Source organism: Spirosoma arboris (assembly GCF_009754945.1).
In the GTDB taxonomy this organism is placed as follows: domain Bacteria; phylum Bacteroidota; class Bacteroidia; order Cytophagales; family Spirosomataceae; genus Spirosoma; species Spirosoma arboris.
Genome location: NZ_WPIN01000006.1, coordinates 186,163 through 204,093, shown reverse-complemented (window position 1 = coordinate 204,093; position 17,931 = coordinate 186,163). Strand labels below are relative to the sequence as shown.

The following is a 17,931-nucleotide window of genomic DNA, read 5'->3' as shown; positions in this document are numbered from 1 at the left end:
GGAACTGACGATTGCCAACTATCGACTGATTTTAATGTTGAATAATTAATTTCTGTACGGTCGTCTGTTGTTTAGCAAAAAGCCGGATTAAATAGAGACCATCGGGTAGATAACTCAGGTCTAACGTTCGCTGGCCACGTTCTGGTTCAACGGTATGTACTAGTCTGCCTGTACTGTTTATTACCTCTAATCGAGTCAGGCGTGGGTCATCCCATTGAATCAGACCCGATGTTGGATTAGGGTATGTTCGGAGAGGAACCAATGGCTCTGGTTCAGTCGTGGCGGTAACAACGGCTAGTTTGCCACCCATTACTGGTCTCAACATAAATGCTCCCTGTACCTGTAATAAGGAAGTGGTAGAGCCCTGCGATCCTGTCTGGAGATTCTGCTCCCAATTAGTCCCGCCATTATAGAAAATGTTTGCACCAAAGGGGCTACTTTTATCAAACCCTAAGCGTAAAAAGGTAGTATCGCTGCTACTAATTTGCTGATAACCAACGTAAAATGTATCTTTTACGATCACACTCCGGGTAAATTTGTAGTCAACAAAACCATTACGTGTGTCAGGATATTGCATGGAGAACGACTGCTGATAAAGGGCTGTCCCTGGTTTGCCGTTTTGGTTTGCATAAACCGTAATCACAAAAGGTTGCCCTGTCTGGTCAGTAGTAAACGGAACGATACAAGCCCGGACGCTGCCAATCGTGTCAGGTCTGTTCAGAATAAACCGCACGGCAATCTGCTCACGTTGTCTAATCTGTTGAGCATACTCCCACGAACCATCATCGTAGGCGTAATAATCATCCAGAGCTGCCACTGCCGAAATTGTATCGTTTCGAAGAAGCGTTTGTGGTTCACGCTGAAAAATCGAGTTTTGGTTATCGCTCGTTTGCAAATCTAGTTCGTAATGCAACAAGGCTTTGGTAACCGTGTTATCGAAGGTGTACGCACTTGGTTTCACGCTTCTGCGTTGAGAGCCATTTACGTAAATAGGGGCTGTTAGTTCATTCTGCAAAGAACGTCCTGATACGTCATCACGTACAATGAAACGCGAGGGAACCGGAGTTGGGTTATTGATCAGGTTCTTAACGACTGTATTTACCGAATCGGCTAGCTCAGCCGCCCCTTTTATCTTGTACTGCGACATCGGCATAGCTGTATAGCGTTTCAAGAGCGGACTAAGCGCTCGTTGAGTAGCTATATCAATCATATATTTATCCGTTGCTGATCGGCCTTTATTCAGGTAAATGTAGTCAATATGCCAGGTATCAAATGGGCCCGAACGTCGCCCAAAAGAGCGAAACCGAAAGGCAAATCCATCATAAAAATAGCTGGCATCAGAAATCTGGACAAACGCCTGATTAAACGTACTGTCCACATGACCACCTGCTTGTCCCCATACTGTTTTCCAGATGCCAGTAGCATCCCGAAACTGAAGTGTTAATGAATCGCCAGCCTGAAGAATTGGGGGGCTCCCTTGCGGAGTCGACAACGTATCGCCGGGATCAGGCAACTCACCTAATCCTTTGGATTGCCAGAAAAAACTGAGATAAACGGCACTCCCCGCCGATAAACCCGACAGATTGATCGGTTTCGATTCGAGTGTATCGGTGTACCCCTGATCTAGCGGATTATTACTTACATAGGGCCTTCCATTAGCCTGGAGCCCATCGAAGGTAGCCACATTGATGGTGGGCTGGTCGATGGCCATCGTGTTGTTGATATACACACCGCTACCGGGTTGCCAGCGACTGGGGTCGGGTTGGGTAGAACCCGAACGAGCTGCCGCAGTAGCAAAATCATCAAAAAATGGCAGTTGCAACGATGTCTGCGCCATACCTGCCGATGCCTGCAGACAACAGATAATCAACAAAAAGCCGCGCAAAAATCGTCGGATAATAGCAGTGTGCGATAGATTAAGTAAAGCAATTCCCATTGGGCATTCGTGCCGAAAGTTTTTTATTGGTCTGGCTCAATTGGCCCCACTATCCATAAATCCATTGTTTCGCCAACGCGGATGCGTTCACCAGACCGAGCTTCGGGTCGTTGCTTGATCACGGTTCCAACTTCCTTCTCAGGGTCATCAACGGAAATTTTCGTGCCAACTTTTAAATTAGAACCACGAATAGCGGCTTCCGCTTCATCGAGGGGTAATCCTACAACGTTCGGAATCTCAAACATCGTACTTCCGAGACCATCTCCAATTTCAAGATCAATGCTTGCTCCTTTCGGTACGGGAGTCCCAGGTGTAATTTCTTTACCATTATATAACTGGCGCAGCACCGAATTCTTGGCTACGTCGGGAACATAAATTGTCTCCCCTTTCTCCAGGCCCAATGATTGCAGGTTTAGTTCAGCACTACGCAATGTGAGATCGACGAGTTTAGGCATCGACACCATCGGCGCCACACGCTTGGTAAGTGTCACATATATTTTACGACCTTCCTTCACTTTTGCATTGGCTCGTGGATATTGGAGTACAACGGTTAACGGTTGTGCTCCAGCCACAAATGTACAATCACTGACTTCGTACCGAAGATCGCGGTCATCCAGGAGATTCTGCATCTCATCAAAGCTTAGTTTCGTTACGTCAGGTACCGTAATTGTTTGCCCATGATTAGTGGTAAAGGGCAAATACACAAAGAAAAAGGCCAGAAACAAAACAGCGAATAAGGCCAGGATAATGCCAATATTAATCAGCAGGTCAGAAAAAGAGCGGGTGCTGACTTTAGTCATTCGGGAGTTGGTGAAATAGTTTTTTAGTGAAGTAGGTGTGGTTAGTGAAGTAGGTGGAGGGAGGGAGTATAGTACGTTTAAAAGGTTTACTAACTACACTTACTCCACCTACTTCACTAACCACATTCACTTCACTAAGTACAAAGTAAATTGGTTATTGATAGCCACCAAGCATTTTTTTGATATACTTCCCAATAATATCGAACTCCAGATTAATCACATCACCAACGTTTAGATCACTAAATGTGGTATGCTCGTACGTGTAGGGAATGATTGTTACTCGAAATCGATCGGTCTGTGAGTTAAAAACGGTTAAACTGACGCCATTTATACAAATAGACCCTTTTTCGACTGTTAGATTGTCTGAGGCATCGGGCTCATACTGAAAATCGAATAACCAACTACCATTCAAATCCTGAATATTAGTACAAATACCAGTCTGGTCGACATGCCCCTGCACGATATGTCCATCAAAGCGTCCATTAGCCGGCATACACCGCTCCAGATTGACACGATCACCGGGCTTTACTTTCCCCAGGTTTGTTTTTTTGAGCGTTTCATCCACCGCCGTCACGGTATAGCTTCCATCACTCACACTTGTGACAGTCAGGCAGACCCCATTATGGCTGACACTTTGATCAATTTTCAATTCGGAAGCCAACGACGATTCAATATGAAAAGTAAGATTTGTGTCTTCTGCTTCAATCGCCGATACACGGCCAGTTGTTTCAACAATACCAGTAAACATAGTTTTAGTTAATAAGGAAGTAAGTTGTAAGTTGTAAGTGGCTGACGCGAAAGCAACTCATTCGCGCTAGCCACTTACAACTTACTAACTTATAACTTGCGCACTTTTACAAACATCGAACTGCCAAATGGGGTTCGGCCCGCGAATGATAACAGACAGGTATTTGACACCCTTACCCTTGTTAACTCTTTAGGGTTCTTTGCTAAATTCATTAATCGTATCAATAATATAAGTCACCTCTCCATCGGTCAATGATGGATTGAGCGGCAAGCTAAGTACTTCCCGATGCATCTGCTCTGAAATTGGTAACGACAAATGTGCCAATGAAGCGTATGCTTTCTGATGATGGGGTGGAATGGGATAGTGAACATCGGTTCCAATGCCTTTATCAAATAGATAGGCTCGCAGGTTGTCGCGCCGGGGATGGCGGATGACAAATAAATGCCAAACATCCTGATCGATTTGATCTGCTGAAGGTACTATCACATCTGGATTCTGAAGACCGAACAAGTAACGTCGGGCCAATGCTCGTCTATGGCTATTTTCTTCATTGAGTAACGGCAATTTAGCCAAAAGTATAGCAGCCTGTAACTCATCTAACCGGCTATTATATCCCTGATAATCAGTGACGCATTTCTGCGATGAACCATAGTTTCGCCAGGCCCGAAGCTGATTGGCTAACGTGTCATCGTTGGTTGTAATAGCTCCGGCATCGCCTAGCGCCCCTAGATTTTTACTCGGATAAAAACTCCAGCCCGCAGCATCGCCGAGATTACCTGCTCGATTTTCGCCGTAAACAGCCCCGTGCGCCTGGGCCGCATCTTCTAGTATTTTCAGCTTGTAACGTTGCGCCAGTGTATGAATCGTCCTCATATCGCAACAGCGTCCGTACAGATGAACTGGCAGAATAGCTTTTGTTCGTTCTGTAATGGCTTGTTCAATTTTGGTGGGATCAAGTAAGTATGTATATGGGTCTGGCTCGACCAAAACTGGTGTCAGGCCAGCGTGGGTAATACTCAACACTGATGCGATATAAGCATTAGAGGCTATGATTATCTCACTATCCGCCCGAAAATTCCATGCTTTTAAGACCAAGGTCAGTGCATCAAGCCCACTAGCCACCCCGATACAGTGTTTCGTTTGGCAATAGTCGGCAAATTGGCGTTCAAAATTTTCGACTTCTCTCCCTAAAATATACCAACCCGATGTCAGAACACGCTCAGTGGCCGTTTGGATAGCCGACTGGTGCGGTTTATTTACGTGCTTCAGATCCAGAAAGGGAATCATACTGAGTCAATGGCTTCAATCCATAAAGTTTTGCCATTCGCAAAGAAAGTTATTTGTGCAATTAGGGCCCTATCCAAAGCAATAAATATATTAAAGTATAGCTAAAGTATAAATATCGAATCCAGGCTTAAGTTTATACTTTTGGCATTGGCGCTAAAGCGGGATAGCCTACACGAAAAAATGGTATAATAACCACCCTTAAAGACTTATAAAGAAAACTTTATGCACTAAGTGAGGAGTTCTGATTTGAGATCATGTTTCCTGTTGTTTATTTTGAGAGATTATGTCAAGAAATAAGTTTTTTCTTACGGGCCTATTTCTAGCTGCCCTGATTGTTTTGTACTATAGCTTTTTCGATGGCGCTAACATGACATCTGCCGACGGTCTGGATGAGTCTATCAAGCCAGAGACGTACCGCCAGCAGATAGACGCCGAACGCACCAAGAAAGATCAGTTTTTCCGTACCGACGGCGAATCGCCAATTAAGGACAAAGCAGCCTTTGGCGGTCTACGCTACTTTGCCCCTGACCCTGCCTATCGTGTTCCGGCCAGACTTGAGCCTTTTGCCGATAAAACCCAGAAACTCATTGTACATATGAGTGACGGCAAAGAAGAAGTGTATGACAAGTTTGCTCATGCTGTATTCAGCCTGAATGGTGAAACCTGCCGATTGCTGATCGTAAAACTTGAAAATACGTACTCCATTCTATTTCGCGATGCAACATCAGGCAAAGAAACCTATGGTGGTGGGCGTTATCTTGAATTAGACCCTAAAAAACTAACCGACAATCGGACTATTCTGGATTTTAATACAGCTTACAACCCTTACTGTGCCTATAATCCTGGATATTCATGTCCCCTTCCTCCTGGCGAAAATAAATTACCATTAGCCGTTAAAGCTGGAGAGAAATATATAACACATGAGTAGGTGAAGTGGTGGAGTAAGTGTAATAAGTAGAGTAGCTTACTTACTCCACCCCTTTACCTACTCCACTTACATCACTTTCTCCTTACCTTTGTGGTAATTATCTGCATTGCCGCTGTATGGAAGTTTCCTATAAATGGTTACAAGAGTTTATTGAATTGCCTGAGTCCCCCGAAGAAGTTGGCAAACTGTTAACGTCAACGGGTTTGGAAGTGGAAGGAATCGAAAAAATTGAGGCCATACCAGGTGGCCTGGAAGGCGTTGTGATTGGGGAGGTGCTCACCTGCACCAAACACCCGGATGCCGATAAGCTGAGTCTGACAACTGTAGATGTTGGTGCTGATCAACCTCTGCCTATTGTTTGCGGAGCACCCAATGTGGCCGCTGGTCAGAAAGTTGTTGTAGCCCTTGTTGGCGCGACCCTGTATCCCACTTCTGGAGAATCGTTTCAGATTAAGAAAGCCAAAATTCGCGGGGCTGCCTCCGAAGGTATGATTTGCGCCGAAGATGAAATCGGCCTGGGAACATCTCACGCTGGCATTATGGTGCTCGATACTGAGCTTCCTAATGGAACTCCCGCAGCCCGTTATTTCAATCTCGAAGCAGACTATCAAATTGCCATTGGATTGACGCCAAACCGCATTGATGCGGCATCTCACCTCGGCACAGCCCGTGACTTGAAAGCCGTTTTGAAGCGTCCCATGTGTTTTCCATCTGTAGAAGCATTTGAGGTAGGCAACACCAGCCTGACGTTAGATGTACGGGTTGAAGATGGCATTGCCTGTCCACGTTATGCGGGCCTAACGATTACTGGCCTAACGGTAAGTGAATCACCAGATTGGTTGAAACAACGACTGATAAGTATTGGGCTCAATCCGATTAACAACCTTGTGGATATAACGAATTTCGTTTGCCACGATCTTGGGCAGCCACTCCACGCCTTCGACGCAGCTAAAATTGCTGGCGGGCAAGTCATCGTAAAAACACTACCCGAAGGGACTCCTTTCATAACGCTCGACGGCGTAGAACGTAAACTTAGTGCTACTGACCTAATGATCTGCGATGCCGAAAAACCGATGTGCATTGCAGGGGTGTTTGGCGGTCAATATTCAGGTGTATCGGCCGAGACGACCAGTATCTTTCTGGAATCAGCCTATTTTTCGCCCGTCTCTGTTCGTAAAACAGCACAGCATCATGGCTTAAAAACCGATGCTTCATTCCGTTTCGAGCGGGGTACTGATCCGAATATGCCAGTATTTGCCCTCAAACGGGCTGCACTACTTATTCAACAAGTAGCAGGCGGTATCATCAGTTCTGAGATCACAGATATCTACCCGAATCCTATTGACCCATTTCGGGTATCTGTTCGTTATCGGAACGTTGACCGACTAATTGGTATCCAGATTGATCGCACCGAAATTCACCGAATTCTGGAAGCATTGGATATTCTGGCAGAGGAAGTCAATGATATTGGATTCGTAGCTATTGTCCCCCCCTACCGTGTTGACGTCACACGCGAGGCTGACGTTATCGAAGAAATCCTTCGAATTTATGGATTGGACAATGTTCCTCTATCCGTTAATCTGGCCGCCGATTCGCTATCAGAGTTCCCTAAAACTGACCCCGACCAATGGCAAAGCCGCGTGGGGCAACTAATGGCCGCCAACGGATTCTATGAAATTCTGACCTTATCGCTCACGCGTCCAGCTTATCACGATGCTATTCGGTCCTCGTTACCAGGGAGTGATGTAACACTGCTTAATCCGCTTAGTGACGAGTTATCAGTCATGCGGCAAACGTTATTATTCTCATCCCTCGAAACGCTGGTCTATAACCTGAATCGTCGGCAAAAGGATCTAAAAACGTTTGAATTTGGCAAAGTCTATCATAAAGTAAAACTTGAAGATGGATCGACTAAGTACGTCGAACGCATGCGTCTAAGTCTTGCCATAACTGGCAATCAATACCCTGAAAGCTGGCTACAGAAAAACCAGACAGTGGCCTATCACGATCTGGCTACGGCTGTGCAGCGGGTACTGAATCTCTTCCGCATTAAATCGTTCGAGACGCAACCTGCCGATTCAACGCTTTTCCAATATGGCCTGACCTATGTAGTGAATAAGAAACCAATTGTAAGTCTAGGGTTGGTTCAGCCTAAACTAACAAAATTGGTTGACCTGAAGCAGCTCGTATTCTACGCTGATTTTGACTGGCAGGCACTCCTGAAGCTGGCTACGACTAAGGCCCGTTATGAAGAAGTGGTTCGGTTCCCTGAAGTTCGTCGGGACTTGTCGCTGGTTATCGACAAGAAGATTAACTTCGAGCAAATCAACCGATTAGCTCGTCAAACAGAACGAAAATTATTGCGTTCTGTCAATGTTTTCGATGTATATGAGGGCGAAAATCTGGGAGCAGATAAAAAAGCATACTCAGTAAGTTTTATGTTACAAGATACTGCCCAGACCCTTACAGACTCGGCAATTGACAAGACTATGCAGCGACTCATGAGCGCTTTCGAGCAGGAATTGGGCGCAGTAATTCGAAAATAATGAGTGAATGAATAAATGAGTGAATGAGTAATATCTGCTACCTATGGATTTACTTATTCGCTCATTCGTCATTCGCTCAATCACTCATTAAAATCTGTGGTTAGCGAAAAACAAATCATTGCATTGGTAGAGCGATTCGAGCATAAACTCGAGTTGCTTACGGGCATGTACGCTGAAGCAAAAAAGCAGATAGAGCAGTTGGAAAGGGAAAATAATGCCCTCCAAGATAGCCTCAGAGAGGAGCAGAAATTAGTAATCGAATTACGAAAAAAAACACCTATTCAGGAAAAAAATACACCAAATTCAAAAGATAGTGGTATAATTGTAAAAGACAACCCGTCTGATAAAAATACGAATGCTGAATTAAAACAACAACTCGACGAGTATATCCGGGAATTGGAACGGTGTATTGCTCATTTGAGTAGTTTGTCATAAACCCAAATTGGCTCCGGGGATTAGTCCCCATCTGAGCCGACTGCAGCGATGGAAGAACTGCCAATTCGCGTAAAAATCGCCGACCGCATCTACAAATTGTATGTAGAACCGGAAGCGGAAGCCGTTGTGCGCGAAGCCGCCAAGCTGATTCAGGAGGAACTGAAGCAATACCGGGAGAAGGGCTTTGCTGAAACGCAGGAAGCCCTGGCAATGATAGCCTTCGACTGCTTGGTCACCAAGCTCAGAGGAGAACGACAGATGCAGAGATTACAACAAATGGTGTTTGACAAAATAACTCAATTAGACCAGGTCGTCACGCCGGTCATTACGACATAGAAAACCGGCGGGCCGCCCACCCCGCATAACTCAGAGTTCGCGTTCAGGGCACTCGTATCGCAGCAGGTTGATGGTTTATTTGTTCAACCTTAACGATATAGTCCAATGGACACTTGGTTAACGATTCTTGCTGCCCTTTTAGGGGGCGGTATTGGCATAGTGATTGGCCGCCAGATGATGGCGGGCGTTCGTGGAAAGCACGAAAAAGAAGCGGAAGAGAAAGCAGCAGCCCTTTTAAAAAATGCTGAATTACAGGCCGAAACGATTAAGAAGGAACGAATGCTGGAGGCTAAAGAAAAATATCTGAAGCTAAAAACCGAATTTGAAGAAACAACGAATCAGAAACGAAATTTACTCCTACAAAACGAAAGTAAACTCAAGCAACGAGAACAACAATTAGCCCAACAGGCCGACCAGCAACGCAATCGCGAAGGTGAGCTGAATCAGCAACGAAATGAAATCGGTCAGCAGAAAAATAGCCTTTCGCAACAAATTGACGCACTCAATAAACGCCGGGAAGATGTTGACCGTCGGCAGCAGGAAGCCGACCGAATGCTGGCCGATCAAGTAGCACAACTCGAAAAGATTGCAGGTCTCTCAGCCGATCAGGCCAGAGATCAACTCATCGAAACGCTGAAGGCGGAAGCAGAAACCCGGGCCTCCTCCTACATCAAAAATATCGTTGAAGAGGCAAAATTGACCGCTACTAAGGAGGCAAAAAAAGTAGTTATCGAAACCATCCAGCGAACAGCTACCGAACACGCGATCGAGAACTGTGTGTCGGTTTTCAACATTGAATCTGACGATGTAAAGGGCAAAGTTATTGGCCGCGAAGGGCGTAATATCCGTGCCTTGGAAGCCGCAACTGGTGTCGAAATCATTGTCGATGATACCCCTGAAGCGATCATTATTTCAGGTTTCGATCCTGTCCGGCGCGAGATTGCCCGTCTTTCTTTACACCGACTTGTACAGGATGGTCGAATTCACCCCGCCCGTATTGAAGAGATTGTAGCCAAAACCCGCAAGAATATTGAAGATGAAATTGTGGAAATTGGCGAACGTACTGTCATTGATCTCGGCATTCATGGTCTCCATCCCGAATTGATTAAAATGGTTGGACGCATGCGTTTCCGGTCAAGTTACGGCCAGAATCTGCTCCAACACTCGCGTGAAGTAGCTAAACTTTGCGCTACTATGGCTGCAGAACTGGGGTTGAATGCCAAGTTAGCCAAACGTGCTGGTTTGCTTCATGACATTGGTAAAGTATGGCCCGAAGAAGCTGAGTTGCCCCACGCCATTCTGGGAATGGAATTGGCGAAAAAATACAAGGAGAACCCCGAAGTCATTAACGCCATTGGTGCTCACCATGACGAGATCGAGATGACCAGTATGATTTCGCCGATTGTTCAGGTTTGTGATGCCGTTTCCGGCTCGCGACCTGGTGCCCGACGAGAAATGATGGAGTCGTACATTAAGCGCCTGAAAGAACTCGAAGAATTGGCAAGCAACTTTCCTGGCGTAACGAAGTGCTACGCCATTCAGGCCGGACGTGAACTTCGGATTATGGTCGATGCAGATCATGTTTCTGATGAACGGGCGGGGGTGCTTTCGTACGAAATTTCGCAGAAAATCGAGAAGGAAATGCAATATCCCGGTCAAATTAAAGTGACAGTTATTCGGGAAATGCGAGCTGTAGCCTACGCGAAGTAATCTTTACTAATTAAAGAAAAATGTACAATGGATAATGGGATAGTAGGCCCTTACTCATTGTACATTTTTCTTTATACATTCGGGGGCGCCCGTGCTGTTCACCATACATTTGGCCCATTATGGATTTCTTAACCACCGTTTTACTATTACTTGTGGGTGCTGGCGGAGGAGTTGCGCTGGCGAACACCTTACGCAAGGGTAGCGCCACGCCCGACGTTCAGCGGGATTCTGTACTCTTGCTGGAGCGTATCGAAAAGGTATTTAAAGTAGTAATGGCCGAAGGTTATTTCTCCGAGATATATAATTATCAGGATCAGAAAAAGATATTATACCTACTGAATGATCCGAAGAAGGCAATGGTCATTGCCAAATCAAAAGTGCTGGTAGGTTTCGATTTCGCTAAAGTACGATTTCGCGCGCCCGATGATGGCCAGAAAAAGCTGATTATCGAGGCATTTCCCCAACCCGAAATTCTGTCAATCGATACCGATTATAAATTTTACGATATTCAGGCGGGTATTCTTAATCATTTCAGTGGAGCCGATTATACGCAAATCTTAGAAGAGGCCAAGCAAGCTATGAATGAGCGGGCCATGCAGAGCGATCTCCCTAAAATCGCTAACAATCAGATTCAGTATATGATGTATCAGTTAGCGAGTTCGATGGGCTGGCAGCTTCAATTACCCGAAGCCGAACAGAAAAAACTGGAAGCCTTGAAAGCAAAAGCCGAAGATACTCCGAAATTGCCTGCCTTTCTGAGTCCCGAAGAAGATGAAGAAGACCTTTAACCAATTGTCGGTTTGGCAGTTCAGTCAATATTGATCCAGCTTTATGAAAACTCTATCTATCTATCTCCTGTTTCTTTTACCGTTAGCCGCCTATGCCCAACTTGACACACAAGGCTGGCAAGCCTGCCAGGCGGGTAAAGTACGCTACTTTGGGCAGTTGGCAGATAATCCAAAAGCGCGCCTGGCTTATCCCGGCGATGCAACTATCGACGTTACCTACTACGGCCTCGATCTACGCCTGACAACTACGCCAGCTAGTTTGCGTGGCGCAGCAACGATTACTTTGAAGAGCACGTCATCTACGCTTACTAGTTTTTTTCTGGATTTGAACTCAACCAGCGCTACAACAGGCGAGGGATTACGGGTTGATTCAGTAAAAGTAAGCAACCAAAAATTGAGCTTTCAACATGCCCAAAATAAACTAACCATTACCCCGCCACAAGCTCTAACTACGGGACAAGCCCTGACCTTAACCGTATTTTATCATGGAATTCCCAATAGCAGTGTTCAGGGCAGTTTCAAATTTGACAAACACGAATCGACAACTGATCCTGTTATCTGGAGTTTAAGTGAGCCTTATGGCGCTCCAGATTGGTTCCCCTGTCGGGATACACCTGCCGATAAAGCCGACTCATCCTCAGTACGAATTACGGCTCCTGCACAATTTGTTTCGGTTTCTAATGGCAAGCTTATCAGCATAACGACCAATATAGACGGTACCAAAACCTACCTCTGGAAAAACAGCTACCCTATTGCTCAGTACCTCATTTCGATAGCCGTATCAAACTACGCTCAATACGATACACCCTTTACGTATGGCACGCAGACCATGCCCGTTACGCACTATATCTATCCCGAAAATCTAGCCAGTGTTCAGTCGAGTCTCGCGCTGACTCCCAGCATGCTTCAATTGTTTACCAACCAATTTGGTACCTATCCATTTTTGCGGGAAAAGTATGGTCATGCGCAATTCGCATGGGCCAATGGGGGCATGGAACACCAAACGATAACCTCAATGGGGATTTCCTCTTTAACGCCTAATGTGATTGCACATGAACTGGCTCACCAATGGTTTGGCGATAAAATTACCTGTCGCGACTGGCAGAATATCTGGCTTAACGAGGGCTTTGCCTCCTATGGTGAAGCTGTTTATACGGAATCAGTTAGTGGGCGGGCAGGGTATCAATCTTATATGAACACGTTTATGAATAATGCTCGCCTTGCAGTAGGAAGCGTTTATGTTCAGGACATTAGTTCTTTTAACAATATTTTCAACAGCAATCGAAGTTATGCGAAAGGCGCAACTGTGCTACACATGCTTCGGGGCGTAGTGGGTGATAGTACATTCTTTCGTGTACTACGTACGTATGTAGCAACACCTACCCTAACCTATAATACCGCCGTTACTGAGGACTTTCAGGCAGTGGCCCAACAGGTTTCCGGGAAAGATTTGGGTTACTTCTTTAAGCAGTGGATTTATGGCGAAGGCTATCCAACATACAAGGCAACCATCACGGGTGGAGGTAAATTTGCGACCGTACGATTGCAACAAAGCAACACAAAATCGACAAATCCTGCCTCATTTACGATGCCTGTACAAATGCTGGTGCAATCGGCAGCGGGTGACACAACCGTGACCGTCTTCAACAACAGCGCCGATCAAACGTTCACGGTTCCCGGCCGGGGAGCTGTTACCAATGTCGTTATCGATCCCAATAACTGGATTCTAAAAACTGTCGAATCATCGACAACATCGATTGTAACCGCAATACCTGAACCAGCAAAAACAGGGTTACGCGTTTACCCAAACCCAACCACCGAAACGCTGGTGGTTGACTTTACGCTATCTGAACGAGGAGCTGTTACGTTGTCATTAACGAACTTACTTGGTCAGCAGGTCAAGACAACGAATGAGTCGAATCTGGCACCCGGCGATTATAGCCGAACCTTAAGCCTGCGTGGATTGTCGGCGGGTCGCTATACGGTCACAGTAGAAACACCATCTGGATTGCAAAGCCGGGTAGTTCTGGTTCGATAGCCTCCAATAAAAGCCTCAATTTTTACTATTTCTGTATAGTAAAATCCAATATTCTTCGTTTCAAAACTGAACGAACTCATCGAAGAATATGGTTAATCTCAGACTATTGGGAGGGCTTTTTCTTTTAGTTATAACAGGCGGTATGTCTTGTACCAAGAATACCTTAAACTTGCCAGAACCAGCACAATCACTAGCAGGTACCTATAAGATTCAGGCAACTAAGAATCCACTTCCAATTAAGGGAGATGATATTACATTAGTTATAAAGCCTACAGCATCAGAAACCGTTGGTATTGTCGTTAAATCTAGCCTCAATGGCCAGCTTATCGATAGTCTTACTTATCAAAAAGCGACTGTAGAACAGGATTTCGACAATTCTCTGGCAATTGGAAATGTGTCCTTGAGGTCTGTGTGCATAAGTTACACAATCTATTTGACTCCCCAAAAAAGCGCCGACTTCCTAAAAATGACCTGTACCGAAACAAATGTATTTTACTATTACTATACACCCGTTGGTCAGACAGGTACTACAATTCTAAAATTCAAAAAAGTCTAAATAGACATGTTATTGGCTTAATCTGGCGTTTGTGTTGGTTACTTAAGTAATAAAGGAGACCATCTAGTTGATAGTCTCCTTTATTAATCAGGTGATTCGACATTAGACTTTTCCAGGCGGACAGCCTCAAGAATCTATTTTTGATACTTTATCAAACTACATCTCTATTCGGAATAAGTGCATGGGTAGTACATACGGATCAAGCTCAACGTAATTCTGTTCACCCTGCCATGTGTAGTAGGCTCCTGTCAACAGGTCATGAACAGTATATGGCTGCTCATGACCGATACCCAATTGCCAGATAGGAACCTGCACAACACCAGCCCGACGGCTATAGGCATCAGTATTGACTACGATGAGCAATCGATTGCTCCCTGACGTTTTCAGGTAGGCCATAATAGCATCGTCATTGACAGCGCAGAATGTTAGATTATTGGTCGTTTGCAACGCTGCATTCTCGTGCCGAATTCGATTGACAAGCGTAATCAGGTAGGTTAGTTTGTTGGTTTTATCCCAATCCCAATGCCGAATTTCGTATTTCTCTGAGTTCAGGTATTCTTCTTTGTTTGGAAATGGGATATGCTCCATTAACTCGAACGACGGGCCATAAATACCGTAGTTGCTCGACAGCGTGGCCGCCATGAAATAGCGGATAAGAAACTGCGGTTCGTGCCCTCCCTGCAAACTATACGGGTTGATATCATGCGTAGTCGGCCAGAAATTCGGTCGGAAATAATACCTCATTTCTCCTTTTGTTAGCTCATTCATGTACTCTTCCAACTCATTTTTCGTATTGCGCCAGGTGTAATACGTATACGAATGGGCAAAACCTCCCTTTGCCAGCTCCTGCATCACTTTAGGTTTGGTAAAAGCTTCGGCTAGAAACAACATATCGGGAAACTCCTTCTTGACTTCCGCAATGACCCACTCCCAAAACGAAAACGGTTTGGTGTGTGGATTATCGACCCGCACAATTCGAACACCCCAGGATGCCCATACGAGTAAAACGCGCTTTAACTCTTCCCAGAGATTTTGCCAATCTTCCGTTTCGAAGTAAACAGGGTAAATATCCTGGTACTTTTTAGGTGGATTTTCGGCGTATTGAATCGTGCCATCGGGCCGTTTTTTAAACCATTCGGGGTGCTCTTTAGCCCAGGGATGGTCGGGCGAACATTGGATAGCCAGATCCATAGCAACCTCCATACCATAGTTGGCAGCAATAGCAATCAAATGCTTAAAATCGTCGACAGTACCAAGTTCAGGATGAATAGCATCATGCCCACCTTCTGATGAACCGATACCATATGGGACTCCCGGTTCGCCCGGCTGGCAAATGACCGAATTGTTTTTACCTTTTCGGTGAGCGGTGCCAATAGGGTGAATAGGCGGAAGGTAAAGCACATCGAACCCCATTCCCGAAATGCGCGGCAATAGTGTTTCCACATCTTTGAATGTCCCATGTTTGGCGGACGCGCCCCCGGCCTCTTCACGCGAAGCCGAACGGGGAAACAGGCAATACCAGGTGCTGAATCCAGCGCGAGCGCGGTCTACCTCTACGCCTAACTCATGTTGATACCGAGTTGGGTGTTGTCGTTCAGGGTAACGGGCCGCATAAAATGTAAACTGATCGCTTTCGGCAACAGACACCGCTTCATCGTATCGATTTTCGTCACGAAAGAGCGCTGCCATTTCTCGCAGTACTTTTACATCTGCTGGCTCCTCAACCAGTCCTTCTTTCTTTTTCCCTTTTGCTTTGGTTCCTGCAACTATCTTCCCTCCTGCCCGTATCACCATGCCATCTACATAGTTTGCACCTGCCAGCAGTTCACTGGTAATTCGCTGCCCATCGGCTACTTTCAGATGAACCTCGTGTTGCCAGGAAGCCAGATGATCTATCCAGGCTTCAAACGTGTACGTATACCGGCCCTGCTTTTCAGCAATGAAAGATACCCCCCAGCGATCGTTGCCAAGCAGAGCCATTCCGCTCTCGGTCCAGGTGGCATCGTCGGCATGTTTATAGAGTAGGATAGCCGTCAAGTAATCGTGGCCATCGGCAAAGATGTCAGCTTCAATCGCTATCACATCGCCGGGTATGGCTTTTATAGGAAATTTACCACCATCAAGTTCAGGAGATACGCGCTCAATGACGACACGGGATTGGCCAGTCCAGGCCAGACCAGAAATAGTTGTGGGAACGCTCATGCAATCAAGGTTTGATTGATAAATCGTGAATAACGAAGCAATGTTACAAAAAAGCCGGATTAGTAAGCCCGGCTAATTATATCAATGAAGTTCAGCTTGGTTTATTTAGCACCATCGGCTGTTGCCCCTGTAACAGCCAATTGCCCGATAGCCGCCCCTAGCTTAGCTCCTTCGTCGGTATCGAAACGAAATTGCGTTCCGCCATAGAGTCCAGACAATGTAGCTTCCGCAGCCTGCGCATTCAAGTGCGTAGTCTCATCAGGGAACAAATAAGCCAGGATTATAGCAGCTGCGGTCGAAACTGCGGCTCGATCGGCTACGTAGCCAGGTGCATTTGGAATAGGAGTAGCCGTCTTTATTTCCGGATCAATTTGCGAAGGGCGCGGGACAAAATACGTGTACATTGTTTGCCAACTGGCGGTTGTTGCATCCTGCATGGTTCGATTGAGCAGGGCGTAGGTTCGGGCCGTTCGTAGTTCATTCTGACCCTCCTGCCGAATGAGATCTTCGACCAGAAAATTCCAAAGGCCAGCTAGCGAATACGTACTGGGGCCGTTATCCCAATAGCTGGCAATACGCCATTGGTCGCGGGTGCGGGTGTTCGAAATGTCACGCACTTCACTTAAGGCTTTCTGAAACTCCGTCGATGTAGTAGCTGGTGGAATCGCAGGCAATGTCCGGAAAATAGCCGTTGAATCGTACCAGGTTTTCACCTTACCCGCCAACGGCAGTACAGGCGCCCGTTCCGGTAGTTCTATACTCTTCCATTTCTGATCGTAAGGAGCTTTGGCAAGCGCTGTTTGCCAGCTATTAGCCGGGTCAATGGCTTCAGTAAAGCGGTCGCTTTTTGCGCGATCTATGACTTTGGCCATCAATGTGGTAGCCAGATCTTCTCCCGCTTTTAAATCACTGGGAACATTGGCTCCAGCCCACAATCTACTTTGTTTATGTTCGGTCGCTTTTGCCTTGAGCCAACTTGCTTCGTTCGGAAAAAAATACGCCAGCATTTGACAGGATGCCTCGGCAATAGCTGCATCTTCCGATGGATAGGACGGTACATTGAGTATAGGCACTCGCGAAACAACGCCCTGTTGTTCTAACGATGGCCGGTTGTATTGATACTTAGCACGCCATGCCACGACCAGCGCATCATATTGCGCCACACTTAATAGTGCATAAACACGAGCGGCAAAAGGTGGGCCTGCATAAGGATTTCCTGCACTGGCTGGTGTTATCTGCCCGGTTGCGTAGTCGTAGCCCGGCGCTATATTGTATTTAGCCACTAGCTGGCGGGCAATCTGATTCCAGCGTATAACGCCCCCCGCAGCCCAGTAATTAACTGCCGTATTCTGCTCAGGCGTGGCTGCCAGTACGCCGTTTTTTACGTCGGAAAATTCCTTTTTATAGTCATCCGATGTAATCGCTATCGGTTGAGGAACTGCTATATCGGATGCTGATTTCAGAATGATGGTCCGCCACGTTCCACCGTTGGCATCGACCGATGTAGGGACTACGGTCGGTAGAACACCCTCGTCTATGACGGGTTCTTTACAACCCGTTAGCCACAGAAGGAGCGTACTCAGAATGATCGAAAAACAACGCGTTTTCATAGTTGATAAGG

Annotated in this window: 14 protein-coding genes; 8 read left to right on the top strand and 6 right to left on the bottom strand. The window is 46.1% G+C overall.

Annotated elements, in window-relative coordinates:
* Window positions 1–31: 31 nt before the first annotated feature.
* From GO755_RS17880 to GO755_RS17865, 4 genes are all read right to left on the bottom strand, one after another.
* Entirely contained in the window at window positions 32–1,936 is a 1,905-nt protein-coding gene (locus GO755_RS17880) for a T9SS type A sorting domain-containing protein (protein ID WP_157586558.1), read from the bottom strand.
* Window positions 1,937–1,959: 23 nt separating this feature from the next.
* The gene (locus tag GO755_RS17875; protein ID WP_157586557.1) at window positions 1,960–2,736 is read right to left on the bottom strand and encodes a PASTA domain-containing protein; all 777 of its coding nucleotides are present in this window, start codon (window positions 2,734–2,736) and stop codon (window positions 1,960–1,962) included.
* A 154-nt stretch (window positions 2,737–2,890) separates the two neighbouring features.
* Window positions 2,891–3,484, bottom strand: a complete 594-nt coding sequence (locus tag GO755_RS17870) for a riboflavin synthase (RefSeq protein ID WP_157586556.1) — start codon at window positions 3,482–3,484, stop codon at window positions 2,891–2,893.
* 189 nt (window positions 3,485–3,673) lie between these two features.
* Window positions 3,674–4,771 carry a DegT/DnrJ/EryC1/StrS family aminotransferase gene (locus GO755_RS17865; protein WP_157586555.1) on the bottom strand — a complete coding sequence of 366 codons (1,098 nt, stop codon included), beginning with the start codon at window positions 4,769–4,771 and terminating at the stop codon, window positions 3,674–3,676.
* Window positions 4,772–5,054: 283 nt separating this feature from the next.
* On the opposite strand from GO755_RS17865, the gene GO755_RS17860 reads away from it, so the two are divergent.
* From GO755_RS17860 to GO755_RS17825, 8 genes are all read left to right on the top strand, one after another.
* On the top strand, window positions 5,055–5,699 hold the full coding sequence (locus tag GO755_RS17860) for a DUF1684 domain-containing protein (RefSeq protein WP_157586554.1): 645 nt from the start codon (window positions 5,055–5,057) through the stop codon (window positions 5,697–5,699).
* A 116-nt stretch (window positions 5,700–5,815) separates the two neighbouring features.
* Window positions 5,816–8,245, top strand: a complete 2,430-nt coding sequence (pheT, locus tag GO755_RS17855; protein ID WP_157586553.1) for a phenylalanine--tRNA ligase subunit beta — start codon at window positions 5,816–5,818, stop codon at window positions 8,243–8,245.
* Window positions 8,246–8,341: 96 nt separating this feature from the next.
* Window positions 8,342–8,680 (top strand): hypothetical protein, encoded by a 339-nt coding sequence (locus GO755_RS17850; RefSeq protein ID WP_317165897.1) that lies wholly within the window; start codon window positions 8,342–8,344, stop codon window positions 8,678–8,680.
* Window positions 8,681–8,728: 48 nt separating this feature from the next.
* Window positions 8,729–9,016 carry a cell division protein ZapA gene (locus GO755_RS17845; RefSeq protein ID WP_157586552.1) on the top strand — a complete coding sequence of 96 codons (288 nt, stop codon included), beginning with the start codon at window positions 8,729–8,731 and terminating at the stop codon, window positions 9,014–9,016.
* Window positions 9,017–9,121: 105 nt separating this feature from the next.
* The gene (gene rny / locus GO755_RS17840) at window positions 9,122–10,726 is read left to right on the top strand and encodes a ribonuclease Y (protein WP_157586551.1); all 1,605 of its coding nucleotides are present in this window, start codon (window positions 9,122–9,124) and stop codon (window positions 10,724–10,726) included.
* A 119-nt stretch (window positions 10,727–10,845) separates the two neighbouring features.
* The gene (locus tag GO755_RS17835) at window positions 10,846–11,514 is read left to right on the top strand and encodes a DUF4230 domain-containing protein (RefSeq protein ID WP_157586550.1); all 669 of its coding nucleotides are present in this window, start codon (window positions 10,846–10,848) and stop codon (window positions 11,512–11,514) included.
* A 43-nt stretch (window positions 11,515–11,557) separates the two neighbouring features.
* On the top strand, window positions 11,558–13,552 hold the full coding sequence (locus tag GO755_RS17830) for a M1 family aminopeptidase (protein WP_157586549.1): 1,995 nt from the start codon (window positions 11,558–11,560) through the stop codon (window positions 13,550–13,552).
* A gap of 88 nt (window positions 13,553–13,640) precedes the next feature.
* Window positions 13,641–14,108 carry a hypothetical protein gene (locus GO755_RS17825; RefSeq protein ID WP_157586548.1) on the top strand — a complete coding sequence of 156 codons (468 nt, stop codon included), beginning with the start codon at window positions 13,641–13,643 and terminating at the stop codon, window positions 14,106–14,108.
* Between the two features lie 156 nt (window positions 14,109–14,264).
* Here the strand turns inward: GO755_RS17825 and GO755_RS17820 are convergent, their stop codons facing one another.
* Both GO755_RS17820 and GO755_RS17815 read right to left on the bottom strand, forming a co-directional pair.
* Window positions 14,265–16,310, bottom strand: coding sequence for an alpha-1,4-glucan--maltose-1-phosphate maltosyltransferase (locus GO755_RS17820; protein WP_157586547.1), 2,046 nt, complete (start codon window positions 16,308–16,310; stop codon window positions 14,265–14,267).
* 101 nt (window positions 16,311–16,411) lie between these two features.
* A complete protein-coding gene (locus GO755_RS17815) occupies window positions 16,412–17,920 on the bottom strand; it encodes a phosphatase PAP2 family protein (protein WP_157586546.1) in 1,509 nt (502 codons plus the stop codon).
* Window positions 17,921–17,931 lie beyond the last annotated feature (11 nt).

Bases quoted from the DNA above. Each gene is read 5' to 3' on its own strand.
- GO755_RS17825 (WP_157586548.1), top strand. From the start codon at position 13,641: ATGGTTAATCTCAGACTATTGGGAGGGCTTTTTCTTTTAGTTATAACA.
- GO755_RS17865 (WP_157586555.1), bottom strand. From the start codon at position 4,771: ATGATTCCCTTTCTGGATCTGAAGCACGTAAATAAACCGCACCAGTCG.
- pheT (WP_157586553.1), top strand. From the start codon at position 5,816: ATGGAAGTTTCCTATAAATGGTTACAAGAGTTTATTGAATTGCCTGAG.
- GO755_RS17830 (WP_157586549.1), top strand. From the start codon at position 11,558: ATGAAAACTCTATCTATCTATCTCCTGTTTCTTTTACCGTTAGCCGCC.
- GO755_RS17860 (WP_157586554.1), top strand. From the start codon at position 5,055: ATGTCAAGAAATAAGTTTTTTCTTACGGGCCTATTTCTAGCTGCCCTG.
- rny (WP_157586551.1), top strand. From the start codon at position 9,122: ATGGACACTTGGTTAACGATTCTTGCTGCCCTTTTAGGGGGCGGTATT.
- GO755_RS17880 (WP_157586558.1), bottom strand. From the start codon at position 1,936: ATGGGAATTGCTTTACTTAATCTATCGCACACTGCTATTATCCGACGA.
- GO755_RS17870 (WP_157586556.1), bottom strand. From the start codon at position 3,484: ATGTTTACTGGTATTGTTGAAACAACTGGCCGTGTATCGGCGATTGAA.
- GO755_RS17815 (WP_157586546.1), bottom strand. From the start codon at position 17,920: ATGAAAACGCGTTGTTTTTCGATCATTCTGAGTACGCTCCTTCTGTGG.
- GO755_RS17875 (WP_157586557.1), bottom strand. From the start codon at position 2,736: ATGACTAAAGTCAGCACCCGCTCTTTTTCTGACCTGCTGATTAATATT.
- GO755_RS17835 (WP_157586550.1), top strand. From the start codon at position 10,846: ATGGATTTCTTAACCACCGTTTTACTATTACTTGTGGGTGCTGGCGGA.
- GO755_RS17845 (WP_157586552.1), top strand. From the start codon at position 8,729: ATGGAAGAACTGCCAATTCGCGTAAAAATCGCCGACCGCATCTACAAA.
- GO755_RS17820 (WP_157586547.1), bottom strand. From the start codon at position 16,310: ATGAGCGTTCCCACAACTATTTCTGGTCTGGCCTGGACTGGCCAATCC.